Source organism: Microbacterium trichothecenolyticum (assembly GCF_030818955.1).
Classification (GTDB): domain Bacteria; phylum Actinomycetota; class Actinomycetes; order Actinomycetales; family Microbacteriaceae; genus Microbacterium; species Microbacterium trichothecenolyticum_B.
Genome location: NZ_JAUTBF010000001.1, coordinates 2,533,249 through 2,558,866, shown reverse-complemented (window position 1 = coordinate 2,558,866; position 25,618 = coordinate 2,533,249). Strand labels below are relative to the sequence as shown.

Below are 25,618 nucleotides of genomic sequence, written 5' to 3'. Positions count from 1 at the left end.
CGTTCGGCGGGTCGAGCGCAGCCGGGTGCCGCGTGCCGCGACGGCCCCCGGCGCCCGGATCGGGGAGCACAATGGCCGCATGGCGAACAGCGGGGCCGTCTCGTGCGTGATCGTCGGTGGTGGACCCGCCGGCATGGTCCTCGGTCTGCTGCTCGCGCGTGGCGGCATCCGGGTCACCGTGCTCGAGAAGCACCGCGACTTCTTGCGCGATTTCCGCGGCGACACCGTGCATCCGTCGACCCTGCGCCTGCTCGACGATCTCGGGCTCTTCGACCGGTTCGACCGGTTGCCCCAGGCTCACGTGCGCCAGTTCCGACTGCCCACGTCGATCGGGACGGACGTCGTCTTCGCCGACCTCTCGCGCCTCCGGACGGCGCACCCCTATATCGCGATGGTCCCGCAGGGGGATCTGCTCGACCTGCTCGCCGAGGCCGCACGCGCAGAGCCGACGTTCACCCTGCTGCGCGAGCACGAGGTCACGGGCGTGCTGCGGGGCGGTGATCGTGTGAACGGGGTGACCTTCCGCTCGCCGGACGGTGAGGGCGAGGTGCGGGCCGACCTCACCGTCGCCGCCGACGGACGCTGGTCCGTCGTGCGCCGCGCGCTCGATCTGCCGCTGCGCGAGTTCCCTGTTCCCTTCGACGTCTGGTGGTTCCGCGTCACGACCGATCGCCCTCTGGCCGAGGCACTGCTGCCGCGCATCCGCCGAGGTCGGATCGGCATCGCCATCCCACGTCGCGGATATGTCCAGGTCGCATGGATCGGCCGGAAGGGAACGGATGCCGCGCTCCGCGCCGCCGGCATCGACGCCCTGCGGGCGCAGGTCTCCGAGCTGCTGCCCGAGCTCGCCGAAGACGTGCACACGATCGCGTCGATGGACGACGTGAAGCACCTCGACGTGCGGGTCGATCGCCTGCGCCGGTGGCACGCGAACGGCGTGCTGTGCATCGGCGATGCCGCGCACGCGATGTCGCCCGCGGGAGGCGTGGGCATCAACCTCGCGATCCAGGATGCCGTGGCCACGGCGCGACTGCTCGCGAAACCGCTGCGGCGCGGGGCGCTCGCGGGGCCGCGCTCGGGGCGGGTTCTCGCGCGGGTGCAGCGGCGGCGGCGGTTCCCGACGGTGGTGATCCAGATGGCGCAGCGCGTCGTGCACGCGCGGGTGATCGCGCCGGTGCTGCGCGGGGCAACGGATGCGGTGCTGCCGCGGTTCGCCGGCGTGCTGCTGCGGCGTCTGCCGCTGCTGAGCGCGGTTCCGGCGTTCGTCATCGGCGTGGGGACGCGGCCCGAGCGGGCGCCGCGGTGGGCGCGGCACGGACGCGCTGGTCGCGATGCGACCCGCTGTTCTCGTGCGTAGCCGATCTTGGTAGTGTGGTCTTCTGCAACGCACCCGGTCCCTCGTGGGGCCGGGTTTTCTCTTTCGCGGCGGTTCGCTCCGCGCACGGATCATCGCCGCCGGTGACGTGACGCATTGCTCCACCCGGTGCGCCGCGAGGGTGCTGTCAGCTGCCCTCCGGAACCGTCGCCATCGTCGGAGGTTGCCGCGTTCGGCCTGAGCATGAGAGTGATGCCGTCGATATCGACCGGTTCCCAATGGTGTCCGTGGACGAGAAAGCTCATGCGTTGTTCGTTGCGCGCGGAGAACACCATGATCGCGCGGCCGGAACGCACCATCTCGACGGTGCGCTTCCACATCAGTTCGCGTACGCGCGCCGACACGGTGCCGACGAAGACGCCGGCAGAGATCTCGAGGAGCCACCTCGTGAGGTATCCGCGGAGTCCGGGCGGACAAGCGGTCAACACGAGCACGACCATCAGTAATCGGCCCCGTAGCTCGTGCCGCCCGAGACTATGCGTTGGGAACCGTCCCAGAGAGAGACGATGTTCTCCGCGGGTTCGGCCTCGGCGGATCCCGATGCATCGTCGTCTGGTAGCAGGAGGTGCCGGATGTCGCGGACGCAACGTTCGAGGAACCCTCCTCCACGGAACTGGTCTCTCACAGCTCGGCGCGCGGAGGAACCGATGTCGAGAGGGGCTTCAGCTGCCAGATCAAAGGCGAGCGGTATCGAAATGTCCGCCTTGTACAGGTCCGCGATGTCGTAGACGAACGAGCGGACGTGACCCGTGTGAACGAAGCCGAGCCCCGGTGAACAGCCCAATGCGACGATGACGGAATGAACGACGCCGTACAGGCTCGTGTTCGCGGCGGACAGGGCCTGATTGACGGGGTCGCTCGCAGCGAAGTCCTCCACTTTGTAGTCACGACCCTCCCAGGGCACGCCCGTCCGCGCGGAATGAGCACGGTATGCACGGCGCACCCGGGCGCCTTCACGCCCGCGCAACTGCTGGATCGTGAGGCCCGAGGTGTCCTCACCAGGAAAGCGCATCGCATACATTTCGCGCGCCACCTTCAGACGGCTGGTCTGATTGGTCATCAGGCGTGCCTGTGCTTCGAGCAGGCGGGAGCTGTGTGCCAAGGAACGTCCGTGGGCGTAGTACCGCACGCCCTCTTCGCCGACCCAGACCACGGTGGAACCGCTCTCGGCCATGAGCACCATAGCCTGTTGGCTGACCGTAGTCCCGGGGCCGAGGAGAAGAGCGCCCAGGGATGCCGCGGGAATGTGCATGACGCCTCGCTCGTCGGTCGCCGTGATGGCGTTCGATTCGCGATGGATGTGGCACTTCTCCAGGTAGATGAACGTCAGTCGGTCCTGGGCTCGCACGAGGTCTGGAAGGTCGGGCGGGCGGGCTCCGGGGATCGCCATGGGTCAGCTCGCCGGTGCGATCGTGAGGAGGCCGCACCCGTAGCCCTTCGCGCGGCCGATGCCGTGCGTGAGCGTGCGACGGAAGTCTTCCGGGCTGGTGACTTCGAGGAGGCCCTCGTATGTCGCAACCCGGAGAGTGACCCGCGTCTCGCGCCGAGAGAAGGACACCGTACCGCTGTTGGTGACGCTGAGGTGGGGCGCGGGAACCAGTGGCCGTTCGTCGGTGTCGTGACCGGCGCTTGTGCGAGCGATGGCGAAGCCGAGGCGTTCAGCGCGAGACAGCAGCCAGTCGGTCTGTTGTGCGACCGTGACGTGACCGAAGACCTTTCCACGCGCACCGGACTCGGACTCGGGAGAGCGCGTCGAACGTACGGGATTCGCGGTCAGGCGGAAGCGGTAGTGCTGTCCTTGCGTTATGCGCGAGAGCAGAGGGCCGTAGGGACGTACGATCCACCCCTCGGGCAGCGAGGGCCAGCCCGCCTGCTCGACGAGGTGAGTGAAGTCCGGCTGCTCGGGACTGACGACGTAAACCGTGGCGGAGGTCGCGTCGGTGTCGAGTCTCCAGAGCACGCGACCGGTCGCACGCGGTGAAGGATCGGGGAACGCCGCCAGGACTGCAGCGTGCAGAACATGCGGCGATGCGAGAACCGGGCGGGAACTGCGCCGCGCGGGGTTGAGGCGAACGCGCGAGAGGAACATCAGACTTCCTCCTCACTGACCAGCAGCATCGGGTCGTGCCGCGGCGAAGGGTCGACCCGTAGTCGAGTGACATCACGCAACTCGTGGCGACGTCGACGAGGATCGAAGCTGCGGGGTATGTCGGCCAGCGTCTGATCGACGAGCTCGCCCGGACGCGCGTCGACGAGGATCTCGAGGGCGGGAACCTCGACACTGCTGTTCTGAGTTTTCGTGGATGCTTGCCAGGCGGCCTCGTGGAGCGCCGTGCGGATATCGGCGTCGACGATCCAGGCCTTGACGGGGCCGGCGGGCGGGAAAGCGCGTCGCCCGAGAAAGAGCGGATACCGTGGACGCTCGACCGCGGCAAGAAGGCCCGAAAGCAGGTCGTCGTCATCGCTCTGCAGGCCCGCGAGGAAGACCGCGTCCGCGAGGAAGTACCTCTCGGAGAGCGGCATCGACGAAGATCCGTCCAGCGTTCGTGCCGTTTGGAAGTCGCGCTCGATGGCTCCTGGCTGGTCGATCCTCACGCCGAAGACGAGTTCATTGAAGATGTCCAGGGGTTCTGTGCGATCCATTCCTCGCGCCGCGGCAAGAAGACCGATGACACCGCTGCGTGTCGGCGCGCGCTCGGTTCCCCGGGTTGCGAATCGGCTGCGTGATCCCCACGCCTGCTGAGCGCCCGCGAGACGGAGGAGCAGCGTGCGCGTTGTCACGACGAAGCCGACAGGCGGGATGCCACGGTGTCGCCGACCGCTGACACCCCGGCGCTCAGCGCGACGCGCTCTGCTCCGCTGAGCCGATCGAGCGGTTGTGTCGCGTCGCCGACACGGACGACCCAGGACGCGAAGGGTGTGGTGCCGAACTGCTCGTCGATGTCGGAAAGATGCTTTGCGAGGCGATCCGAGGCCTGCTCGAGTCGCTTCTCGCCGATGATCGCTTCTTCGAACGCTCCCACAGGGTTGACGGGCTGAGAGTCTCGGACGGCGATGACCACGGCGTCGGGGAGCGTGCGGTTGGCGAAGGTGTTCTGCTTGCCGCTGGGCATGCTCGTCGTGAAGGCGTGGATGAAAGCCTCGACGGCACGCCGTGTGGCCTCGGCATCCCCGAGATTCTTCTGGAGGGCGTCGACATCGACGGTCGCGTAGCGGAAGAGCGTCGACGCATTGAACTCGACCGTCCCGATCATTCCGGCTCCGGCGTCTTCGTCATCGGCCGCTGCTTTGTGATCGTCGACGGCTGTATATGATCCGGACCGCATCCTCCGCATCCAAGCCCTCACGGTGTGCTCCCCACCTACGCGGGGATGATCTCACGGGCGCGCGAGCGATCGACCAGGCGCGCAAGTGCTCCCCGCCTGCGCGGGATGATCCCAACCCCTGGTATCGGTCGCCCTTGAGCGGGAAGGTGCTCTTCGCCTATGCGGGGATGATCCCGCGATGGCCGCGCCCTTGGGGAAGAGCGCCGATGTGCTCCCCGCCTGCGCGGGATGATCCGTTCGTCCTGGTGGTCCTGGTGGTCTTGGCAGACCTGGCCGAGCGCTCCCCGCCTGCGCGGGGATGATCCCGTGTCGTACGGGCTCGTGATCGGGATCGTCGCGCGCAATCAGCTCCACCGCGCGGGAAACGTCGAGGCGGGTGCCGGGCTCGCCCGGTGGGCCATGATCATCGGTGCGCTCGGAACGGCGGGGAACCTGCTGTTCGTCGTCATCTGGGTCTCGTTCGTGGCGAGTGCGCTGGCGCAGCACTGACGACCGCCGGGCGTGAGCGACCCGCCCTCACGGTCACGCGGCACGCGCCGATCGAGGTTCGCCTGCGGAGGCCCCCGCGTCAGCCGCCCGTCTTCGCGATGCGCACGCGGATGTCCTTCATCAACGGTTGATCGCTCTGGCGGCTGTAGTCGTCGGGACCGAGGAGCACGTTGAGCTCGGGGAAGTACCCGGCGGCGCTGCCGCGGGGGGTGTCGTACTCGAGCGCGCGGAAGCCCGTGACGCTGCGCACCGAGCCGTCGCGCGAGGTCGCCACGATGTCGACGAGGTCGCCCTCGGCGATGCCGCGGTCTTTCATGTCACGGCGGTGCATGAAGACCAGCTCGCGGATGTTGCGCACGCCCCGATAGCGGTCGTCGGCCGAGTAGATCGTGGTGTTCCACTGGTCGTGCGAGCGCATGGTCTGCAGCACCAGCATGTCGGCCTCTTCGGGGATGACGTTCGGCAACTCGGCATCCGAGAACTCCGCCTTGCCGGAGGGCGTCTGGAAGTCGCGCTCGCGCGCGGGCTGGGGGATGCGGAAGCCGTAGTGCTGCCGGACGAGCTCGTTGAAGCCCTCGAAGCCCGGCAGCACCTTCGCCATGACATCGCGGATGCGGTCGTAGTCGCCGACGTACCACTCCCACGGCGTCGCGGAGTCGGGCATGGTGGCCCGGGCGATGCGCGCGATGATCTCGGGCTCGCTGAGCAGGTGCGGCGAGGCGGGCTTGCGGGAGCCGAGCGAGAGCATGACCGAGCTCATGGCGTCTTCCGTCGAGATCGACTGCGGACCCGCCTCTTGCACATCGCGCTCGGTGCGGCCGAGGCAGGGGAGGATCAGCGCCCGCTTGCCGTGGGTGAGGTGACTGCGGTTGAGCTTGGTGCTGACGTGGACGGTCAGTTCGCACCGGCCCATGCCCTCGGCGGTGAGCTTCGTGTCGGGAGCGGCCCGCACGAAGTTGCCGCCCATGCCGACGAACACCTTGAGGTCGCCGCGGTGCAGCGCCGCCACCGTGTGCACGGTGTCGAGCCCGGGCTCGCGGGGCGAGGTGATGCCGCACACCTCGTCGAGCTTCGCGAGCCATTTCTCGGTGGGCTTGTGGTTGATGCCGCAGGTGCGGTTGCCCTGCACGTTGCTGTGGCCGCGCACGGGCGAGGGGCCGGTGCCCTTGCGTCCCACGTTGCCGCGCAGCAGCAGGAGGTTGACGATCTCGCGCACCGTGTCGACGCCGTGCTGATGCTGGCTGACGCCGAGGCACCAGCTGATGACGGTGCGGTCGGCGCTGAGGTAGACGTCGGCGGCCCCGCGGATCTCGGCCTCGGTCAGCCCCGCCTGCTCGACGAGCTTGTCCCACGGCGTCGCCTCGACGAGCGCGCGGTACGCGTCGAGCCCGGTCGTGTACTCGTCGAGGAAGGCCTGGTCGAGGGCGGTCGGATCGGACTCGGACGCCTCGAACACGACCTTCGCCATACCGCGCACCAGCGCGAGGTCGCCGCCCGGACGCACCTGCAGGTTCATCGTGCTGGTGGGCGTCGAGTGGAAGGTGGCCATGTCGACGATCTCGTGCGGCACGATGGTGCGGGTGCCGGCGACCTCGCGCAGCGTGTTGACGTGTACGACCTGGGCGCCGCGGTCGACGGCCTCGGCGAGGCTGGTGAGCATGCGCGGGGCGTTCGAGGCGGCGTTGACGCCGAGCACGAAGAGCGCGTCGCAGGTCTCCCAGTCCTCGAGATCGGCGGTGCCCTTGGGGGTGGCGAGCGATGCCGTGAGCCCGCGCCCCGAGCCCTCGTGGCACATGTTGGAGCAGTCGGGCAGGTTGTTCGTGCCCAGCTCGCGGGCGAACAGCTGATAGAGGAACGACGCCTCGTTGCTGAGGCGACCCGAGGTGTAGAACGCGGCCTGGTCGGGGGAGTCGAGAGCGGTGATCTGCTCGGCGATCAGGCGGAACGCGTCGTTCCACGAGATCGGTACGTAGTGGTCGCTGGCGGCGTCGTAGACCATGGGACCCACGAGGCGACCGGCGTCTTCGAGTGCGAAATCGGTCCACTGCGACAGCTCGGTCACCGAGTGCTCGGCGAAGAACTCTTTGCCGACGCGTTTGTGCGTCATCTCCCACGTGACGTGCTTGATGCCGTTCTCGCAGATGTCGAGGGTGACGCCCTTGTCGTCGGGCCACGCGCAGCCGGGGCAGTCGAAACCGCTCTTCGGATGGTTCATCGTGAACATGGCCTTGGTGCCCGCGATCGGTTGGCGCTGCTCGAGCAGCACCTTGCCGACGGTCAGCGCGGCGCCCCAGCCGGCGGCGGGGTGCTCGTACTCTCCGGTGCTCGACCAGTCGCCGGTCACCGCGGGGCCGAGGCCGCCCTGACGTGGCTGCTCGGTCATCAAGCCGAACGATTCACCCATGTTCACCCTCCGTGGATCCGCGCGCGGGGCCCTTGGCATCCATCGACCCGGCGCACTCGGTCAGCGTACGCTCGCGGGCCTCGTGGTGGAGGGGGTTGTGGATGCCGAGGCCTCGGGCACCGCGACGCGGTCGGGCCGTGTGTACAGATTCATGCTGCCCCCGCGCACGAAGGCGGCGAGGGTGAGGCCCGCCCGCTCGGCCAGCTCGATCGCGAGCGAGGACGGTGCCGAGACCGCGGACAGCATCGGGATGCCGGCCATCACGGCCTTCTGCACGAGCTCGAAGCTCACGCGTCCCGACACCTGCAGCACCGTGCCGCGCAGGGGGAGCCGGTCGTGCAGCAGCGCCCACCCGACGACCTTGTCGACCGCATTGTGACGCCCGACGTCTTCTCGCACGACGAGTATCTCGCCCGAGGCGACGTCGAAGAGCGCGGCGCCGTGCAGGCCGCCGGTCTTGTCGAACACCTTCTGCCCCTCACGCAGACGCTCGGGGAACGCCGCGACGTCTCGGGCGTCGATGTGCACATCGTCGGTCGACACGTCGTACGTCGACACCTTCTCCACCGCCTCGATCGAGGCCGTCCCGCACACACCGCACGAGCTCGTCGTATAGAAGGAGCGGGCGATATCGGGGGACGGCGGGGCGACCCCGGGGGCGAGCGTCAGATCGAGCACGTTGTAGGTGTTGCCGTCGGCCCCACCGGTGCCCGGTCCTCCGCAATGGATCGCGCGGGCGAACTGGTCGCCGCGACTGAGGACGCCCTCCGACACGAGGAAGCCGGCGGCGAGCTCGACATCGTGCCCCGGGGTGCGCATGGTCACGGCCAGCGGCGAACCTGCGACGCGGATCTCGAGCGGTTCCTCGACCGCCACGGCATCCGGCCGCTGTCGATTCACGCCGTCGAGGGTGACGCGGGTGACCCGGCGGGAGGCGGTGAGGCGGCCCATGTCAGGGCCGCGTCGCAGAGGGGAAGGGGGACATGGGTCGAGCGTACGCCGGGCCTCCGACATCACGGTCGGTGTCTGGGAGCGCGCCCATCCCCGCCATTTCCGGCGAGCCTCTCATCTGCATTCGCGCGCATGCAGATTTCGGGAGATTTTTCCATCCCCCGCGTGACGTTTCTCGAACTCGGTACGTCTTATCCACGTAGGCCGAAGCGCCCACCCCGGTTCCACCGGGCCGAATACGTGAAAGGCAGAGAGATGGCTACCGACGCCCCCACCACCCCCGCCGCGCAGAACGTTCCGCAGGCAGCGTCCCGCGTGAACCGTCCCCTCAGCGCCCGCGGCCCCGAGGCCACCGCGGAGGGGAAGACCACGATCGCCGAGGGCGTCGTCGCGAAGGTCGCCGGCATCGCCGCCCGTGAGGTCTCCGGTGTGTACGCCCTCGGCGGTGGCGGAGCCCGTGCGCTCGGTGCGATCCGCGACGCCATCAACGCGACCGACCTGACGCAGGGCGTCAAGGTCGAGGTCGGCGAGACGCAGGCCGCCGCCGACATCACGATCGTCGTCGAGTACGGCGTGCCGATCCAGGAGGTCGCCGACCAGGTCCGCGGCCGCGTCGCCGGTGCGATCACCCGTCTCGTGGGTCTCGAGGTCGTCGAGATCAACGTCGACGTGAACGACGTCCACATCCCGGGCGACGACAACAACGACGACGACAGCAACGAAAAGCGCGTCCAGTGAGCGCCACGACGAAGGGCGCCCTGGTCGGCCTCGTGCTGGCCCTCAGCGCTCTGATCTTCGGATTCTGGGGCTTCATCCTCGTCGCCCTCTTCATGGCGATCGGAATCGTCGTCGCTCGCATCACGGCGGGTGAGATCGACTTCGGCAACATCGTCAACGCCTTCAAGGGTCGGAGCACGTCGTGACCACGGTCACGGCCCCGCTGGCGGCCGGCAGCACCACGGCTGCCGGCCTCCCCGCGGGTCGTGTGAACGTCGCCGATCGCGTTCTGCAGAAGACGGCGGAGCGTGCGGCGGCGGAGATCATCGGGGTGGATGCCAAGAACGTCCACGTCGAGATCGTCTCGGCCCGTGACACGGCGGTCCTGCGTGTGACGACGCCGTTCCCGGTTCCGCGTCTGGACGACACCGCCGCGGTGAAAGCGGCCACTCCCGTCCTCGAGGCGGCTCGCGCCGCCCAGGGCGAGCTGCAGACGCGACTGACCCGCCTGTTCGGGCGCGAGGTCTCGCGTGTGGACCTGACCATCTCGGGCGCCAGCGCCCCCCAGCGAAAGCGAGTGCTGTGATGAGCGACTCCGTGCTCCGCACCGTCGTGCGCCGCGAGACCCACTCGCCGCGCACCGTGGCCATGCTCGTCGTGGTCGTGCTGCTGCTTCTCGTCCTGGCTTATGCGGCGGTCGAGATCGTCCTGGCCCTCACCGGCGCCGCGCCGCTGCTGGCCGCGCCCGGCCCCGCGCTGCAGGCTGTCGTCACGGCTCCCGCGACGCTGATGCCCGCGGCGTTCATCGCCGCAGGCGTGGTGCTGGCCCTGATCGGTCTGCTCGTGCTGATCCTCGCGCTGAAGCCGGGCCGCTTGTCCAAGCACGAGATGCAGTGGGGCGAGCGTGCCGTCGTCGTCGACAACGGCGTGGTGGCATCCGCTCTCGCTCAGCACCTGAGCAACGAGTCCGGCATCGCCCGTGACGACATCGTCGTCGGCGTCGCCCACCGCACCGTCGACGTCACCGTCCGCCCGCCCGTCGGCATCCCCGTCGACCAGGCCCAGTTGCAGCGCACCGTCGACGCCGAGATCGCCACCTACAAGCTCTCGCCCTCCGTCCGCACGGTGGTGCGGGTGCAGCGTCCCGACACCCAGGAGTCCTGATGAACGCGACCCGCCGCGGTCTGAACCGCTTCGTCCTCTTCCTCGTGGGCATCATCCTGCTCGCCGCCGGTGCCCTCGCTCTCGCCGTGGGCCTGCTCCCCGCCGGTGCGGACACCTGGACCTCCGTCATGGGCGGATTCCAGGAATGGCTGGTCTCCCTCGGCCGCGAGTCGGCCGGGTGGGGTGCTGTCGCCGCGATCGTCGTGCTGGCGATCATCCTCATCGTCATCGCCGCCTCCGCCGTCCGCGGTCGTCGGCAGGCGCCGCTGCAGTCCACCGGCAGCGCCAGCGATCAGGGCCGGATCACCGTCACCGACGGCTTCGCCTCGGAGGCGCTGAAGAACGCCCTGGCCGAACGCGACGAGATCCTCTCCTCCAAGGTCACCGCGGGCGAGATCAGCAAGGAGTCGGTGCTGCACGTGGCCGTCACGCCCCGACAGAACACCTCGCCTCGCGAGGTCGCGGAACACGTCGACACCCTCGTCACCAACCTGGCGGCGCTGACGGGTCAGAACCTGCGCGCCTACATCTCCATCCACTCGGGTCTGCGCGCCAAGCTCGCGCGCGACACCACCCGCGTGCACTGATACATCCCGGAGACACACATGACCAGCATCGATCCGCCCACCCTCGACACCGCGGCGGAACTCGCGGCGACCGCCGCCGGCTCCGTGCCCGGCGTCCATGCCCTCGGCAGCCTCATGGGCCGCGCCTCGGATGCCGTGCGCGAACGCGTCGGCCTCGCCAGCACCGCCCCGGGCGTGAAGATCGACACCGACCGCGGCGACGCGGTCACCGTGACCGTCTCGCTCGTCGTGGACTACCCGCACAAGCTGCGCGAGGTTTCCGACAACGTCCGGGCGGCTATCAAGACCGCCCTCGAACCCCTCGGGCGCGGCACCATCGATGTCGACGTCGTCGTGACGGGGGTCTTCGGGCCGTTCGACCGTGACGTCGTCGCCGAGGCGGAGGAGAAGGCGGATGCCGTGGCCGCCCGCGCGTCCGAGGTCGCCGATGACGTGAAGGCACGAGGGCGGGATGCCGCCGCCCGCGCGTCCGCGACCGTCGATGATCTGAAGGCGAAGGGGGAGGATGCCGCGGCCCGTGCGTCCGTGGCCGCCGATCAGGCGGTGGCCAAGACGAAGGACATCGCGGCCAGCGCGTCCGAGACCGTCGATGCCGCGGTGGCCAAGACGAAGGACGTCGCCGCCGGCGCGGCTGCCGCGGTCGATGAGACCGTGAAGGCCGCGCGCGAGAAGGTCGCGGCGGCCGATGCGCAGGCCGATGTCGCGGCGGCGGATCGGGTGACAGAGGGCCTCGCGCCCGAGCGCCCGGCCGCTCCCGCTGCGGCCGGCGCCGCGCCGGTGGGTGCGGCCACGGCCAAGGCCGCCGGAGACCCTGCGGCCGGTTCCGCCGCCGATCGCGGCGATGTGACCGACGTCGTCGCGGACGCGCTGGAGGACGCGGCGATCGACATCGCCATCGCCGCCGACGAGGTGCGCGACACGGAGGAGACGCCGGCGGTCGATGACGTGCAGTCGCTCATCGAGGACGAGCGCCCGCGCTCCTGATCCGCTTACGAAGAAGGGCCCCGCTCGGCGGGGCCCTTCTTCGTTGCGCCTGCTGCTCGCACGACGCCGCGTGCCGAACTCCGGAGAAACCGGCAGCCCCGGGAGCGGCGGCCGCGGATTTCCGCGGGAGTCGTGGCGTGCGGCGGCGGATTCTCCGGAGTTCGGCCCGGCCGCCGCCGCCGCACGCGACCCGGACCCCGCTCACCCCGCCGTGGCGTTGTCGTACGCGCGCTGCGCGGCGGCCTGCGCGTCGGCCAGTGCCTGCTCGGTCGTCTTGTCGCCGAGCAGCGCGGCGGTGATGGCGTTGTTGAGCTCGTTCTGGATGTCCTGCCCTGCCGGCGAGGATCCGAAGGAGCGACCGTTGCCGACGACGTCGTAGTACGTCGCGATGACCTGGTCGAACCCGGCGTCACCGGTGGGCTTCACGTAGGTGGAGCGGATCTGCTCGTCGGCCTCGGGTGAGCCGGTGAACAGGCCGGTGTTGACTCCGCCCTTGCTCTCGATGGTCGCCGCCCGCGCGGCGCCGGAAGCCATCCATGCATCGGTCGAGGTGAGCTCGGTCATCCAGGCGCACGCGGCGGCGGGGTTCTTCGCCCCGGCGGGGATGACGAACGCGGTCCCCGACGCGAGCGAGAACGGCTGGCCCTCGGCATCCCGGAACGGAACGGCCTGCAGCGAGATACGGTCGCGGTAGCTGCTGAGGACATTGGGGTACCACTGGTTCGCGACCTGCGCGCCGACCTGGTTCTGGACGAACTGATTGGCGTCGCCGAAGGTGTCGAACGAGTCGGTGAAGCTCTTCACCGCGGCATAGCCACCCTGCGCGTCGGTGATGCGCTTGAGGGCATCGATGCCTGCGGCATTGGCGGGGTCGTCGAGGGTGGGCTTGCCCTCGGCATCCGTCAGCTGGCCACCCATGCCGACGACCCACAAACCGCCCTGACCGGTGGCGACGGGATCGAACCCGAGCCGCGTGGGGACGCCGCCCGAGGCCTGGAAGATCTTGCCGATCGCGGCGACGAGGCCGTCCATGTCCGACGTGTCGAACTCCTCGGGCGTCACCCCCGTCTCGTTCAGCACGTTCATGTTCAGCAGGATCGCCGGCGGCTGGTAGAACTGCGAGACCGCGTAGACGGCATCCTGATACGTGACGTCGTCGACGACGTTCTGGTACCAGCGTTCGGTCGGATCGACGCCCTTCGCCTCGAAGCATGCGTCCAACGGCATGAGCAGTCCCTGAGCGGCATACGTCGTGACGTAGCGGCGGTCCATCTGCACGACGTCGGGCACGTTGCCCCCGGCGATACGGGTGGTGAACTTCTGCGCGTCGAACGCGGTGGCATCCAGGGTCACCTGCACGTCGGGCAGCTGCTGCGCCGCGTGATCGAGGCGGGACTGGCCGACATCGTCGGCGTTCTCGAAGCCCCACGCGGCGAGGTCGCCGGCCGGGGCGGCGCCGAAGTCGGCGGCGGCGGGCTCGTCGACGGAGGTGCTGCACGAGGTGAGCACGATGACGGATGCCGTGAAGGCGACGATGCCGGCGAGGGAATGCTTTCGCATGGTGGGGTCCTTTCGGGACAGGGGGATGGATCAGCCTTTGCGACCCTGGGTCGCGACGCCCTCGATGAAGTACCGCTGGCCGAACGCGAAGAGGATGAGCATCGGCAGGGTCACCAGGAGTGAGGCGACCATGACGTACTGGTAGTCGCCCTGGCCGCCCGCGCTGGGGCTGTACTTCGTCATGGCGTACGCGATGCCGAGCGGGGCGGTGAACTCTTCGACTGACCCGGCGTTCAGATAGATGAGCGCGGCCTGGAGGTTGTTCCAGCTGGCCTGGAACTCGAACAGGAACACGATGATGAACGACGGGATCGACAGCGGCATCGCGATGCGCCAGAACAGGCCCCACGCGCTGCATCCGTCGAGGCGTGCCGCTTCGAACAGTTCGCGCGGGACGCCGAGGAAGAACTGGCGCTGCAAGAAGATGTAGAAGGCGCTGCCGAAGAGATTCATGCCCCACAGCGGCACCCACGTGCCGAGCAGCCCCGTTTCTTTCCAGATCAGGTAGATCGGGATCATCGTCACCGCGCCCGGCAGCATCATCGTCGCGAGCACCAGGCCGAAGAGGAGCTTCCGGCCGGGGAAGCGGAAGTACGCGAAGCCGAAAGCGACGATCGAGCTCATGATCGCGACGGTGGTGGCGGCGAGGAGCGCGATCGAGACACTGTTGAACATCCAGCTCAGCAGCGGCAGCTGGTTCCAGACATCGGCGTAGTTGCCGGGCGTGAAGGTCTTAGGGATGAGCGCGTTGTCGAAGACCTCGCCGCGCGGCTTGAGACTCGCCGCGAGCAGCCACGCAAACGGGTAGAGGAACAACAGCGCGAACAGCACCAGCACGGCGGCGAGGACCACGCGGCCGGCGAGGGTCTTCGGCTGGGCGAGCGCCCGGCGCCACCGCGGAGGCCGTGCGACGCTGGCCGCCAGCTCGGGGCGAGCCTCGGCGACGCCCGGAGTCTGCAGGGTGTTGGTCATCAGCGGTCCCCCTCGTAGTAGACGAAGCGGTTGCCGAGTCGCACCTGCACCAGCGTGATGAGCAGGATGATCACGAACAGCAGCCACGCCATCGCGGCGGCGAAGCCGAAGTTGAACTGCCGGAACGCCTGCTGGAAGAGATAGATCGCGTAGAAGAGCGATGCCTCGGGCGAGGCGTTGCTCTGATCGCGCCAGAACAGCAGGTAGGCCTGGTCGAACACCTGGAACGCGGCGATCGTGAGCACGATCACGTTGAAGAACATCGCGCCCGAGATCATCGGCAGCGTGATCGAGAAGAAGCGGCGGATCGGTCCCGCCCCGTCGATCTGCGCGACCTCGTAGAGGTCGACGGGCACGTTCTTGATCGCGGCGAGGAAGATCACCATCGTGCCGCTGACCGTCCACAGCGCCATGATCACGATGCTCGGCTTCACCCACGCGGGGTCGACGAGCCACTGCGGACCCTCGATGCCGACAGCCCCGAGCGCCTGGTTGATCGCACCCGAGTTGCCGTTGAGCAGCAGGAAGAACACCGCCGCCGTCGCGACGGCCGGCGTCATTTTGGGCAGGTAGTAGAGCGTGCGGAAGATACCCGCACCACGTCCGACGCGGCTCAGCAACAGCGCGAGGAACAGCGCGAAGGCGATCTCGAGCGGCACCGCCATCACGGCGTAGAACAGGGTGTTGCCCAGCGACACCGCCACGCGCGGGTCTTCGAACAATCCGGCATAGTTGCTGGCCCCCACGGGACGCGCGGCACCGGTTGCCAGGTTGTAGCTCGAGAACGAGATGACGAGGCTGTAGATCATCGCCCCGGCGGTGAAGACGAGGAACCCGATGATCCAGGGCGAGATGAAGAGGTATCCGGCGAGCGCCTCACGGCGGTTGCATGTGACCTTCTGGCGAGGGCGCCTTCCTCCGTGGGCGGTGGCCGGTGCGGCGGAGAGGTTCACCGGTGCGGCCGGTCGAGGGTGGCGGCGTTCGTTCTCATGGGGTCTCCTCTCGGCGGCGTCTCTACACGGAGAAGCGCTTCGCACAGGGTCTGGAAGTGCTCGACTCTCGTCCAGGCCATTGCGCGGGGCGACCCCTGGTGGCATGGGGCTTGTCGGGCAGCCGGGGAGATGCTCTCGCCGCGCGGGCAGCGGCTCGTTCGGTCGGTCATCGTGAAATGCACGGAGGGTGGGGCGCGGAGAACCCCTCGGGCAGGCATTCTGACGCGTGAGTGGCTCGCATTCTTCTCGCGCATACGCCACCTCTTCACTGCGCGGTGTTTCGACTCGTCGACCCCGCTAATAGATGCGCCATGGGTGAAGCGAGCGAGCAGCACCCGGAGCCATAACTATGGGGGACCGCTTCGATGCGCTCGATGCATTTGATTTGAGTGTTGTATTGGATGCATCATGACGGAGATGATGCGTCAGCTCGGGGGTACATGTGTGAGCGTCGATGCGCGAGCGGGTAGTGAATACGAATTAGCTATCCGAATGAATAGGCTCGTCCTTTCCGGAGGGAAAGAGATCGATATCGCGGATATGTGCTTCATGCACGAAATCCACGTGTCGCAAATCCCGCGCATCGACAGCGACGCGGCCGCTGAACTCGTCGCCGCCCGGTTGATCGCCTGCGCGCGGTTGGACGACCTCCGAGGGTGTCGCGAGATGCTGGCGACTTACTGGCGCAATCACCACCTGCGGGCTCCGGTCCAGCTCACCCGTGAAACCCGGGCATCGCTCGAGCTCAACGCCGCCGAGGCATGGTGCGCGCTGGGGGAGCCGGTGGGGGCCACCATGCACGCCACCCGGGCCTTCCACCTCGACGTCAGCTCCGCCGTACGACTGCGCGCGTGTTCGCTTCTCGCGCTCGGCAACGGACTGCGTGGGGATCTCGTCTCGGCGCGGGAGTACCTGGACATCTGTCGAACGTCGACCGGCGACGCGCCATGGGCCTGCGCGTCTTCCTACACTCTTGCTCTCGCGCACATCCTGGTCGCCACCCTCGCGCGCGCGCCGCACGATCTGCTCCGCGTGGCGGACGCGTTGGGCTCGGAACCGGACGCGCAGGACTTCGAGCTCTACGCCGCCGAGGTCGCGCGAGCCCAGGCCTACGTGTGCCTCGGTGACCTGGACTCCGCGATCCCCGTGGCGGTGGGGCTGCTTTCCAGCGGCGCCTCCCGCGGGCAGGCGATGGTGCGTGCTCTGCTGGTGAGCGTCTATGCCGACGCGCTCCTGGTGCGCGGCGAACCACGTCGGGTGCTGGCGTTCCTGGACGGGCTGGAGGGGACGCCCGACTACGCCAGGGTTCGCGACATTCGTCGGGCCTACGCGCATTCGCTGCTCTACCAGGACCGCGAGGTACTCCGCGTGACCCAGGAGTACATGGATCGCCTCGGCGGTCATGATCCGCGCGCCTTCATCCCGCTGATGATGGTCAGGGGCCTGGCCTTCCACCGTCTGAACGACGAGGTACGGGCGAAGCGTCACATCAGCGACGGCTTGCGCGTCGCGCTGAGAGCGGGAGCGCCCCTGGCGCCGTTCTCGGGGCTGGCTGCAACGGATTTCCTCCCCACCCTCAGGTATGCGCGAAAGATCTCGGCCGAGATGGACGACTACCTGGATGAGATCGTCCGCTTCCTCGGCGGTGCGTCCGGGGACCCTCAGCTCTCCTATGTGCCGGCGCTGACGGTTCGTGAGCGCTCCTTGGCCAGGAGCATCTACCGGCGGATGTCGAATCCGCAGATCGCGCTCGAGGACGGTGTCAGCGTGAACACCGTGAAGGCTCAACTGGGTTCGTTGTACCGCAAGCTCGGGGTGCACGGGCGGGATGAAGCCATCCAGTTCCTCCAGGCCCGCGGCTTCTACTACGGTGCCCCGTCGCCCTACCCCGAGGCCCACGGAATCTCGGCCTGATCGTTCGCTCGGGCTCGCGCGCGCTTTTCCTCTTCGATTCGGGAGTCTTCCGCGCGCGGCAGATGAGGCCCGGGGGCGGGTATCGGCGCTAATCGCACTGGGCGGTCTTCGCTCCGCCTCGACGGCGTTCCCTTCTTTCGTACGAGGTATTAGTACTCACGGTATTAGAGGGGTATGAACAGATTCCCATGCGGACTCTGCGTCGTTACGGTGAGGGTCTCGGGTTTGGGGGAATCCGATTTTGCGAGCAATGGGCGATGTATTCGCCTGTATAAGCGAAACCTCCAACAAAGAGATCGATCTTTTCCGTTCCCGCAATGCAAACGGTTGTGTTTGGAGTTTCCTTTGCGCTTCATGATTCGAAGCCTTCGGGCGTGCCTCGTCGGCGCGGTCGGCCTCGCTCTCGTCCTCGGCGTCTCGCCCGCGGCGCACGCGGCCTCGCCAGCGGTCGCGACGACCACGGCCCTGGCCGCTTCCGCCCCCTTGGTGCCGCTCAGCAGTGTGCCCAGTGGCGTCAACGCGGGACTGGTCTGCGCGACGGACAACCTGTACTCGATCGGGGCGACCGGTCAGCTCAAGCGTGTGTCCAACGGTGTCGTCACCAACGTCGGAACGCCGGCGACCGGTGTCCAGAGCATGAACGGACTCGGCATCGGCCGAAACGGATCCACCGCGCTCGCGTACGAGCGCACCACGGCCACCAACATCACCATGTGGTACTTCGACGGCTCCGCGTGGCACAGCACCGGCGACCGGTTCTCCAGCACCGACGTCTCCGCCTTCGTGGCGGGCGCGGTGGATCTGAAGTCGGGCGCGTACTTCTTCGGCGGCTTCGGCGGCGGCCGATTCACTCTCTTCCGATACCTCCCGAGCACCGGGGGGTTCGCTCGCCTGGGATACATCGACACGTCGGCCAGTGGCGGGGGCAACGGTGACATGGCCTTCGATGCGCAGGGCAACCTGTACGTCGTCGCCAGCGCGACCAGCACCTCGGTCTACTCGGTGTCGGCGGCGGCCCTCGCCTCCGCGAGCGGCGGTCTGCTGCCCTCGACGCAGTCGTTCTCGTTCACCACCGCGAACTTCGAGAACATCAACGGTGCGGCCTTCAACACCACGGGCGGTCTCTTCCTCGGCAACGGCACGACGGTGCGCGAGTACAACGCCACGACCGGCGAGCTCATCAAGAACGTCACGACCGGTCTGGCCAACAGTACCGACCTCGCCAGCTGCAACTCGCCCGCGAGTCTCGTCGTGCGCAAGAACGTCACCGGCCGCGTCGCGGCATCCGATCAGTTCACCCTGTCGGTGTTGAGCGGGACCACGGTCTCGGCAACGACGACGACATCGGGCACGGCCACCGGGGTGCAGAGCGCCCAGGTCGGGCCGCTCGCCGTGATCCAGAACCGCACCTACACGGTGCGTGAGGCGATGGCATCCGGGTCCTCCAGCTCGTTGTCGTCATACGCGACGACCCTCGTCTGTACGGATGAAACCGGGGCGACGATTCTGACCGCCTCCTCGCCGGAGGCAGCGATCACCGTGCCCGATCGGTCGGGGGCCGCGGTCGACTGCACGTTCACGAACGCGCCTCTCATCGCCACCGTGACGCTGCACAAGACGGTGCAGGACCTCACCGGACAGAACCCGGCGAACGGCAGCGGGTGGACGCTCGGAGCCGCGACCACGTTCACGGCCGGATCCGGAACGAGCTCGCCGTCGGCGACCACGCAGGTCACGCCGGCCTCGGGATCGGTCACGTGGCAGCTCGGCTTCGCCACCGTGTCGTCGCGCGCCACCGTCAGCGTCTCCGAGGTGCAACAGAGCGCCTGGGAGTTCGTCAACGGCTCGTGCACCGTCACCAGTCTCGATGGCTCCACGCGCACCGTGACGATCGCGTCGGCCGCTGGCTCGGACGTGCCCTCGGTCGCTCCCGGCGACGCCGTCGACTGCACCCTCGTGAACAAGCCCTCGTCGGGCACGCTGACCCTGCGCAAGCAGGTGGACAACACCTTCGGCGGCTCCTCGACGGTGTCGGACTGGACCCTGACGGGAACCGGCCCCCAGACCATCACCGGCAAGACCGGTGATGCGGCGGTGACGAACGCCGTGGTGAAGGTCGGTTCGTACGACCTGTCCGAAGCCGGCGGACCCGCCGGGTACGCCGCGTCGGCATGGACCTGCACGGGCGGAGCGGTCACGGGCTCCCAGGTGGTCGTCGCCGCCAACGCCGCCGTGGTCTGCACCATCACGAACGCCAGCAAGCCCGGCGCCGTGACCTGGACCAAGACGGCGGAGAAGACGGGTGGACTGCTCGCCGGCTCGCGCTGGAGCATCACCGGACCCGGCTTCGATGCTTCCGGCACCGAGATCGTGGACTGCGTCGCAAGTCCCTGCGCAGGGCCCGACCAGGATCCCGCTCCGGGCGTCTTCCGGTTGTCGAACCTCGCGTGGGGCTCCTACAGCGTCCGCGAGACACTCGCTCCCCCCGGGGTATGTCGCGAACCGCTCGTTCTCGTTCTCCGTCACCGCGGCCAACGCGGGCAGCACGCAGGACATGGGTGCCCAGGTGAATGCGCAGCAGGCAGGCGCCACGCTCCCCCTCACCGGCGGAGTCGGGCGCGACAGCTTCCTGATGGTGGGCGGCGGACTGCTGATCGTGGCACTGGTCGCTGCCGTCATCCTCCGGCTGCGACGTCGCTCAGCGTCGTCGTCCTGATTTCCCCCGATTGCACCACCCATTCGTCGACCCGACCGGATGGCGTCCCTTCACAATGAAAGCAGGATCACTCATGGTTCGTAGATCGTCCCTGCTGCGCAGCGTCGCAGCCGGACTCGGCATCGCCGCGCTGGCCGCGCTCGGCGTGGCGGCGGCGCCTGCCGCCAACGCCGCGGGCCCGAGCCCGTCGAACATCACGGGCACCACGGGAACCCTCACCATCCACAAGCACGCGGGTGACCCCGGTGCGGCCGGTGACGGAACCGAGATCACCGACCCGGCCAAGATCGCCGCGCTCGGTCAGGCCCTCGAAGGCGTCCAGTTCAGCGTTCAGCGGGTGAACTACTCCGGTTCCCCGATCGACCTCACGACCGCCGCCGGGTGGGACGTGGCGCAGAACGTCACTCCCGCGAACGTCAGCCAGTCGCCGTACTCGCTGGGTGCGCAGACCTCCGTCACCACCGACGCCTCCGGTGTCGCCGTCGTGTCGAACCTCCCTTACGGTCTGTACTACGTCACCGAGACGGGGCCGGGTGCCAACCCGATCGTCTCGCCGGTGCAGCCTTTCCTCGTCTCGGTGCCCTACCCCGACCAGGGAACGTGGCTCTACGACGTGCACGTGTACCCGAAGAACAAGTTGAACGACACCACGCCCACCAAGACCGTGGCGGCTCCGTCGGCTCCGACCCTCGGGTCCACCATCGTGTGGACGGTGAACGCTCCGATCGCCCCGATCGCCGCGGACGACACCTACCGCAGCTTCTCGATCACCGACACGCTCGACTCCCGGCTGACCTACATCGGCGCCGTGGTGAAGATCGACGGGACGACCCTGACCGAGGGCACCGACTACACCGTCACCAACAACGTGAAGATCGTGTTCACCGCGACGGGTCTGTCGAAGCTCGCGGGCAAGACCGCGGTCACCGCCGACATCACGACCCGGGTCGACAGCCTCGGCACCAACGGTGAGATCACGAACACGGCCATCGTCAACACCAACGGCTCGGACCGCACCACGAACACCCCGCAGACCAACTGGGGTGCGCTGACGATCGTCAAGCAGGACGCCACGACGAGCAACACTCTGCAGGGGGCGCAGTTCGAGGTGTACGACGCCCGTGACGGCGCCCTCGTGGCGGGACCCTTCACGACCGATTCCGACGGCAAGATCTCGGTCCCGGGCCTGTGGGTGGGAAACAACGACACGAAATCGCGCGATTACTGGCTGAAGGAGACGAAGGCTCCCGCCGGGTACGTGCTGCCGGCCGATCCGTGGCGCCAGGTGACCGTCACGGCCAACGGCACGAGCGGCACGCCGACCTCGGTCACGGTGCCCAACACCCAGCAGGCCGGTCCGAACCTGCCGCTCACCGGTGGTGGTGGCAGCGCGCTGTTCACCGCAATCGGCCTCGGGCTCTTGGCCACGGGCGTCGGGACGCTGGTCGTCCGCCGTCTGCGCGCCGCCCGCCGCTGATCCGAACGGGCCGGGAGCGGGAGTCGTCGACTCCTGCCTCCCGGCCCGCTCACTTCACGCGATGCCCCTGACGGGCGTCCCGCCGGCTCGTAAGGACTCTGCATGATCGACACGGTGACGGTTCGCCGTCGCGACCTGCGACACGTTCGCCGGTGGCGGATGCCATGGGGCACCGCCGCACTGGTGGTCGTCGCCTTCGTGGGTGTGCTGTGCATGCTGTATCCCTCCGTCGCGAGCTGGTGGGCGCAGTACAACCAGTCGCGTCTCATCGTCGACGTCTCCACGGTCGTGGGATCGACGAGCGTGACCGCGCGCGAAGACGCCCTCTCGCTCGCCCACGACTACAACGCCGCGCTCGTCGGCGGTGCCCTCGTGGAAGCGGGCTCGCGGGTCCCCCAGAGTTCGGGAGCAGCCGCCCCGGGCTTCGACTATGCCGATCTGCTGCGTGCAGACGCCGACGGCGTGATGGGTCGGTTGCGCATCCCGACGATCGACGTCGACCTTCCGATCTATCACGGCACGAGCGATGCCACCTTGCAGAAGGGCGTCGGGCACCTGGAGGGCACGTCGCTCCCGGTCGGCGGGGCAGACCAGCACTCCGTGCTCACGGCCCACCGGGGGCTCGCGGGAGCGACCCTGTTCGATCACCTCGACCAGGTGCACGTCGGCGACACCTTCACCATCGAGGTCTTCGGCGAGGTGCTCACCTATCGCGTGCGGGACTCGCGCGTGGTCCGCCCGGAAGAGACGCAGACCCTGTACCCGCAGGTCGGTGAGGATCTGGTGACCCTCGTCACCTGTACTCCGCTGGGGGTGAACACTCATCGCATCCTCGTCACGGGGGAGCGAATCACCCCCACGCCGCCCGAGGACGTCGCGCGCGCGGGAAAAGCGCCGGACATTCCAGGATTCCCCTGGTGGCTCATTTTGATGGGTGTGGCCGTCGTGCTCGCGGGATTCGTCGTGTGGACCGCTGGGTATTCACGTGCGCGTTCGGAGGTGGCCGACGAGCCGATTCTGTAATTGAGTTGCACGAAGAGTTCACGCGGTTTCGAGATTGAATCTGCGTGCATGCGTGGATATCAGATACTCGCGCGCGCAGAAATCTTTTGCGTTGTTACGCGGATGGTTTCGCGTGGTGAATTCCCTCGCCCCGCGGATTGCGCGCGGATCGTCCTGGGGATTCGGCGGCGCTCGCCGTTCTTTCGCATCGACGGCGGACCGCTCCTGCGGGCACATCGTCGTCGATGTCCGCATCGTCGTCGGGAAGGGCCGTCGTTTCATCGGCTGCGTGCCACCGATCACGCGCCGGCGGTGCGCCGATCTGCCACGCCGTCGAGCGCTCCCGGAACGTTTAGACCGCGCTTGTTCATGGGCGTTTCGGCCCCGTGCTGCAGGCGCGACGACGCCAGCCTGGCCGTCGACCCTGCGGTTTCCCCGCCCTCGTCGCCGGCCAGTGCTCAGTGTCGCGCGTTGAAGGCCTCGTGCACGGCCGACGGGATCCGCCCCTGGGGGTTGAGCTCGATGCCGTTCTCCGCCGCCCAGGCGCGGATGTCGGCGACGGTGTGATGAGATGCCGTCGCGGCCCTGGGCCGACGGGTTCCCGGCGCGTTCCCGATGGGGCGGGCGGCCGAGATAAAAGGCTCGAGAGCCTCTCTCAATCTCTCCGCATTTCGAGGGGAGAGGTCGATCTCGTACGCTTTTCCGTTGACGGAGAATGAGACGGTCGATCCATTGTTGATGACCTCTCCGTCGAGGTCGTCGATAAGCTGAGTAACTCTTCTTCTTGCCACGTTTATAGGGTACGAGAAAAGAGGCGCGTCCGCACGACTTGTTTTCATTCGTCATTCACGGCGGCGCCAGGCGCTATTCATGAGGAGCGCGACGAATTGGGGGGGCGTCCCGCCCCTGTCCGGCGCCTACGCTGGTCCCATGTCCGCCCCGTCCGTCGACGACCGAATGATCGAGGTCGCCGCGCATCTGGCGACGGTGCTCGAGGCGGTCGTGCCGATCGTCCCCGAGATGCGCGATGTGGCGGCGGCGCGCGGGCGCGTGCTGCGGCATCCTGTCGTGGCCGCGGTCGACGTACCGGGGTTCGACAGCTCCGCCATGGACGGGTTCGCCGTGCGCGGGCTCGGCGAACTCCCCGCCACCCTTCGGGTCGTCGCCGACCTGCCGGCGGGCGCCGTGGACGATCCTCGATTGGATGCCGGCGAGGCGGCCCGCATCATGACCGGAGCGCCCGTGCCCTCTGACGCCACGGCGATCGTTCCCTTCGAGGACACGGTTCACGGTCTCGCCGGGGGTCTCGACCCGGTCACCGTCGTCGCCGCCCCCCGTGGCGTCGGCGCGCATATCCGCCGCCGCGGCTCGGATGTGCGCGCCGGCGATCTCGTCGTCGCCGACGGCGTGCGGCTCACCGCCGCGCGGGTCGGTGCGATCGCGGCATCCGGGGTGGGCATGGTCTCCGTGGCGCGCGCACCGCGAGTGGCCGTGGTCTCGACGGGCTCCGAGCTCGTCCCGCCGGGCGGAGTGCTCCGGCGCGGGCAGATCCCCGAATCGAACAGTGTGCTGCTTGCGGCGCTGGCCGAAGAGGCCGGGGCCGAGGTGGTGCTGCGCACGAGTGTGGGAGACGAGGGCGACGGACCGCGCCGGGCGATCGTCGCCGCCGAGGCGGCGGGCGCCGACGTGGTCGTGTTCTCGGGCGGGGTCAGCGCGGGCGCGTATGAAGTGGTCAAGAACACGCTCGGCGACCTCATGCGCTTCGACCGGGTGCGCATGCAGCCGGGCAAGCCGCAGGGCTTCGGGCGCAGCGCCGCCGGCACCCTGCTGTTCGGGCTGCCCGGAAACCCGGTCAGCGCGGCGGTGTCGTTCGAACTGTTCGTGCGTCCCGCGCTCCGTGCACTGGAGGGCGACGTCGACCTCGGTCGCGAGAGCCTGCGCGTGGCGCTCGCCGCGGATCGTCGAGCGCGGCCCGAGCGCGTGCAGTACGTGCCCGTGCGACTCGACCGCCGCGACCCCGCGCGCTGGATCGCCGTGCCGACAGCCAACGGAACGCGCGGCCTCGGCGAGGCCGACGGTCTCGCCGTCATTCCCCCGAGCATCGACGACGTGCGCGCGGGCGACCTCGTGACGGTGACGCGGTGGTGAGTGTCGACGCGATCGTGCTGGCCGGGGGACGCGGATCGCGTGTCGGCGGAGCCGTGAAGCCCCTGTTCGAGGTCGACGGCACGACGCTGCTGCGCGTCGCGGTCGGCGCCGTCCGTGCCCGCGGGGCCGAGCGGGTCGTCGTGGCCGCACCCGTGCTCGACGACGACCTCGACGTGACCTGGGTGCGCGAAGATCCGCCCTTCGGCGGTCCCGTCGCGGGCATCGTCGCGGGGCTCGACGACGTGGATGCCGACGAGGTCTACGTCGTCGCGAGCGACCTTCCGACGCTCGGTCCGGCGCTGGCGGCTCTGCCCGAGCGCGTCCCGACCGGGCTCGACGGGGTGTGCCTCGACGACGGTCGGCGTCAGTGGCTGATCGGCCGGTACCGGACCGCGGCGCTGCGGGCGGCGGCATCCGGTCTCCCGTCCACGGGTCGCGACGCCTCGATGCGGGCGCTGCTCGGCGGACTCACGATCGCGGCCGTCGCGGTCGCGCCCGACCTGACGCGCGACATCGACACGTGGGACGATCTAGAAGCTGCCCGAGGAGGAGCCATGACCGAGTCCCGCACCCTGCCGCCCGAGTCCCTCAACGACTGGAGCATCGCGCTGGCCGAGCGTTTCGGCCTGGCCGAGGGCGACATCCCCATTTCGTTGATCCTCGATCTGGCGCGCGATGTCGCCAACGGGGTCGCCCGGCCCGCCGCTCCGTTGAGCGCCTTCGTGGCGGGACTCGTCGCGGGCCGCGCCGGCGGCTCTTCGGCCGACACTGAGGCCGCCGTCGCCGCGGTGGTCGAGATGGCGAAGGGCTGGGGCGAGCGCATCGACGGGTAGCGGTGGG

Annotated in this window: 25 protein-coding genes; 14 read left to right on the top strand and 11 right to left on the bottom strand. The window is 68.7% G+C overall.

The window, feature by feature from the left end; all coding sequences use genetic code 11:
* Nucleotides 1–79 precede the first annotated feature (79 nt).
* The gene (locus QE412_RS12090; RefSeq protein WP_307484022.1) at nucleotides 80–1,357 is read left to right on the top strand and encodes an FAD-dependent oxidoreductase; all 1,278 of its coding nucleotides are present in this window, start codon (nucleotides 80–82) and stop codon (nucleotides 1,355–1,357) included.
* Between the two features lie 89 nt (nucleotides 1,358–1,446).
* On the opposite strand, the gene cas2e is transcribed toward QE412_RS12090, so the two are convergent.
* Genes cas2e through QE412_RS12065 form a run of 5 tightly spaced genes read right to left on the bottom strand, consistent with a single transcriptional unit; the run spans nucleotide 1,447 to nucleotide 4,701 of the window.
* Nucleotides 1,447–1,815, bottom strand: a complete 369-nt coding sequence (gene cas2e, locus QE412_RS12085; protein ID WP_307484020.1) for a type I-E CRISPR-associated endoribonuclease Cas2e — start codon at nucleotides 1,813–1,815, stop codon at nucleotides 1,447–1,449.
* The gene (cas1e, locus tag QE412_RS12080) at nucleotides 1,815–2,765 is read right to left on the bottom strand and encodes a type I-E CRISPR-associated endonuclease Cas1e (RefSeq protein WP_307484016.1); all 951 of its coding nucleotides are present in this window, start codon (nucleotides 2,763–2,765) and stop codon (nucleotides 1,815–1,817) included. The genes cas2e and cas1e overlap by 1 nt, the downstream gene beginning before the upstream one ends.
* A gap of 3 nt (nucleotides 2,766–2,768) precedes the next feature.
* Nucleotides 2,769–3,464, bottom strand: a complete 696-nt coding sequence (gene cas6e / locus QE412_RS12075; protein ID WP_307484013.1) for a type I-E CRISPR-associated protein Cas6/Cse3/CasE — start codon at nucleotides 3,462–3,464, stop codon at nucleotides 2,769–2,771.
* A complete protein-coding gene (gene cas5e, locus QE412_RS12070) occupies nucleotides 3,464–4,156 on the bottom strand; it encodes a type I-E CRISPR-associated protein Cas5/CasD (RefSeq protein ID WP_307484011.1) in 693 nt (230 codons plus the stop codon). The genes cas6e and cas5e overlap by 1 nt, the downstream gene beginning before the upstream one ends.
* Nucleotides 4,153–4,701 carry a type I-E CRISPR-associated protein Cas7/Cse4/CasC gene (locus tag QE412_RS12065; protein WP_307484008.1) on the bottom strand — a complete coding sequence of 183 codons (549 nt, stop codon included), beginning with the start codon at nucleotides 4,699–4,701 and terminating at the stop codon, nucleotides 4,153–4,155. The genes cas5e and QE412_RS12065 overlap by 4 nt, the downstream gene beginning before the upstream one ends.
* 228 nt (nucleotides 4,702–4,929) lie before the next feature.
* Here QE412_RS12065 and QE412_RS12060 point away from each other — a divergent pair, with 228 nt between their 5' ends.
* On the top strand, nucleotides 4,930–5,190 hold the full coding sequence (locus QE412_RS12060) for a hypothetical protein (protein WP_307484006.1): 261 nt from the start codon (nucleotides 4,930–4,932) through the stop codon (nucleotides 5,188–5,190).
* A gap of 79 nt (nucleotides 5,191–5,269) precedes the next feature.
* Here QE412_RS12060 and QE412_RS12055 read toward each other — a convergent pair whose 3' ends face one another.
* Complete coding sequence (locus tag QE412_RS12055) at nucleotides 5,270–7,594, bottom strand: FdhF/YdeP family oxidoreductase (protein WP_307484002.1); 2,325 nt, start codon at nucleotides 7,592–7,594, stop codon at nucleotides 5,270–5,272.
* Between the two features lie 60 nt (nucleotides 7,595–7,654).
* A complete protein-coding gene (fdhD, locus tag QE412_RS12050; protein ID WP_307484000.1) occupies nucleotides 7,655–8,545 on the bottom strand; it encodes a formate dehydrogenase accessory sulfurtransferase FdhD in 891 nt (296 codons plus the stop codon).
* Nucleotides 8,546–8,800: 255 nt separating this feature from the next.
* On the opposite strand from fdhD, the gene QE412_RS12045 reads away from it, so the two are divergent.
* The 6 genes from QE412_RS12045 to QE412_RS12020 are packed head-to-tail and all read left to right on the top strand — an operon-like array spanning nucleotide 8,801 to nucleotide 11,997.
* On the top strand, nucleotides 8,801–9,283 hold the full coding sequence (locus QE412_RS12045; protein ID WP_307483998.1) for an Asp23/Gls24 family envelope stress response protein: 483 nt from the start codon (nucleotides 8,801–8,803) through the stop codon (nucleotides 9,281–9,283).
* Complete coding sequence (locus QE412_RS12040) at nucleotides 9,280–9,468, top strand: DUF2273 domain-containing protein (RefSeq protein ID WP_055832192.1); 189 nt, start codon at nucleotides 9,280–9,282, stop codon at nucleotides 9,466–9,468. Before QE412_RS12045 ends, QE412_RS12040 begins: the two co-directional genes overlap by 4 nt.
* Entirely contained in the window at nucleotides 9,465–9,848 is a 384-nt protein-coding gene (locus QE412_RS12035; protein WP_307483990.1) for a hypothetical protein, read from the top strand. Before QE412_RS12040 ends, QE412_RS12035 begins: the two co-directional genes overlap by 4 nt.
* The gene (locus tag QE412_RS12030) at nucleotides 9,848–10,426 is read left to right on the top strand and encodes a DUF6286 domain-containing protein (RefSeq protein ID WP_307483987.1); all 579 of its coding nucleotides are present in this window, start codon (nucleotides 9,848–9,850) and stop codon (nucleotides 10,424–10,426) included. The genes QE412_RS12035 and QE412_RS12030 overlap by 1 nt, the downstream gene beginning before the upstream one ends.
* Nucleotides 10,426–11,013, top strand: coding sequence for a hypothetical protein (locus QE412_RS12025; protein ID WP_307483984.1), 588 nt, complete (start codon nucleotides 10,426–10,428; stop codon nucleotides 11,011–11,013). Before QE412_RS12030 ends, QE412_RS12025 begins: the two co-directional genes overlap by 1 nt.
* 18 nt (nucleotides 11,014–11,031) lie before the next feature.
* Nucleotides 11,032–11,997, top strand: coding sequence for an Asp23/Gls24 family envelope stress response protein (locus tag QE412_RS12020; protein WP_307483980.1), 966 nt, complete (start codon nucleotides 11,032–11,034; stop codon nucleotides 11,995–11,997).
* A gap of 201 nt (nucleotides 11,998–12,198) precedes the next feature.
* Here QE412_RS12020 and QE412_RS12015 read toward each other — a convergent pair whose 3' ends face one another.
* The 3 genes from QE412_RS12015 to QE412_RS12005 are packed head-to-tail and all read right to left on the bottom strand — an operon-like array spanning nucleotide 12,199 to nucleotide 15,482.
* Nucleotides 12,199–13,557, bottom strand: a complete 1,359-nt coding sequence (locus tag QE412_RS12015) for an ABC transporter substrate-binding protein (protein ID WP_307483975.1) — start codon at nucleotides 13,555–13,557, stop codon at nucleotides 12,199–12,201.
* A gap of 30 nt (nucleotides 13,558–13,587) precedes the next feature.
* Nucleotides 13,588–14,529, bottom strand: coding sequence for a carbohydrate ABC transporter permease (locus QE412_RS12010; protein WP_307483972.1), 942 nt, complete (start codon nucleotides 14,527–14,529; stop codon nucleotides 13,588–13,590).
* Nucleotides 14,529–15,482 (bottom strand): carbohydrate ABC transporter permease, encoded by a 954-nt coding sequence (locus QE412_RS12005; RefSeq protein WP_307483969.1) that lies wholly within the window; start codon nucleotides 15,480–15,482, stop codon nucleotides 14,529–14,531. Before QE412_RS12005 ends, QE412_RS12010 begins: the two co-directional genes overlap by 1 nt.
* 531 nt (nucleotides 15,483–16,013) lie before the next feature.
* On the opposite strand from QE412_RS12005, the gene QE412_RS12000 reads away from it, so the two are divergent.
* From QE412_RS12000 to QE412_RS11985, 4 genes are all read left to right on the top strand, one after another.
* Nucleotides 16,014–17,435, top strand: a complete 1,422-nt coding sequence (locus tag QE412_RS12000) for a helix-turn-helix transcriptional regulator (RefSeq protein ID WP_307483966.1) — start codon at nucleotides 16,014–16,016, stop codon at nucleotides 17,433–17,435.
* Between the two features lie 354 nt (nucleotides 17,436–17,789).
* Entirely contained in the window at nucleotides 17,790–20,210 is a 2,421-nt protein-coding gene (locus tag QE412_RS11995; RefSeq protein WP_307483963.1) for a prealbumin-like fold domain-containing protein, read from the top strand.
* Between the two features lie 14 nt (nucleotides 20,211–20,224).
* Nucleotides 20,225–21,628, top strand: a complete 1,404-nt coding sequence (locus QE412_RS11990) for a SpaH/EbpB family LPXTG-anchored major pilin (RefSeq protein ID WP_307483961.1) — start codon at nucleotides 20,225–20,227, stop codon at nucleotides 21,626–21,628.
* Between the two features lie 102 nt (nucleotides 21,629–21,730).
* Nucleotides 21,731–22,651, top strand: coding sequence for a class C sortase (locus QE412_RS11985; RefSeq protein ID WP_307483956.1), 921 nt, complete (start codon nucleotides 21,731–21,733; stop codon nucleotides 22,649–22,651).
* Nucleotides 22,652–23,088: 437 nt separating this feature from the next.
* Here QE412_RS11985 and QE412_RS11980 read toward each other — a convergent pair whose 3' ends face one another.
* Entirely contained in the window at nucleotides 23,089–23,421 is a 333-nt protein-coding gene (locus tag QE412_RS11980; protein ID WP_307483954.1) for a histone-like nucleoid-structuring protein Lsr2, read from the bottom strand.
* A 139-nt stretch (nucleotides 23,422–23,560) separates the two neighbouring features.
* Between QE412_RS11980 and QE412_RS11975 the strand changes: the two genes are divergently transcribed.
* Together QE412_RS11975 and QE412_RS11970 are read left to right on the top strand one after the other, a co-directional pair.
* Entirely contained in the window at nucleotides 23,561–24,778 is a 1,218-nt protein-coding gene (locus QE412_RS11975; RefSeq protein WP_307483952.1) for a molybdopterin molybdotransferase MoeA, read from the top strand.
* Nucleotides 24,772–25,611 carry an NTP transferase domain-containing protein gene (locus tag QE412_RS11970; protein WP_307483949.1) on the top strand — a complete coding sequence of 280 codons (840 nt, stop codon included), beginning with the start codon at nucleotides 24,772–24,774 and terminating at the stop codon, nucleotides 25,609–25,611. The genes QE412_RS11975 and QE412_RS11970 overlap by 7 nt, the downstream gene beginning before the upstream one ends.
* Nucleotides 25,612–25,618: the final 7 nt, after the last annotated feature.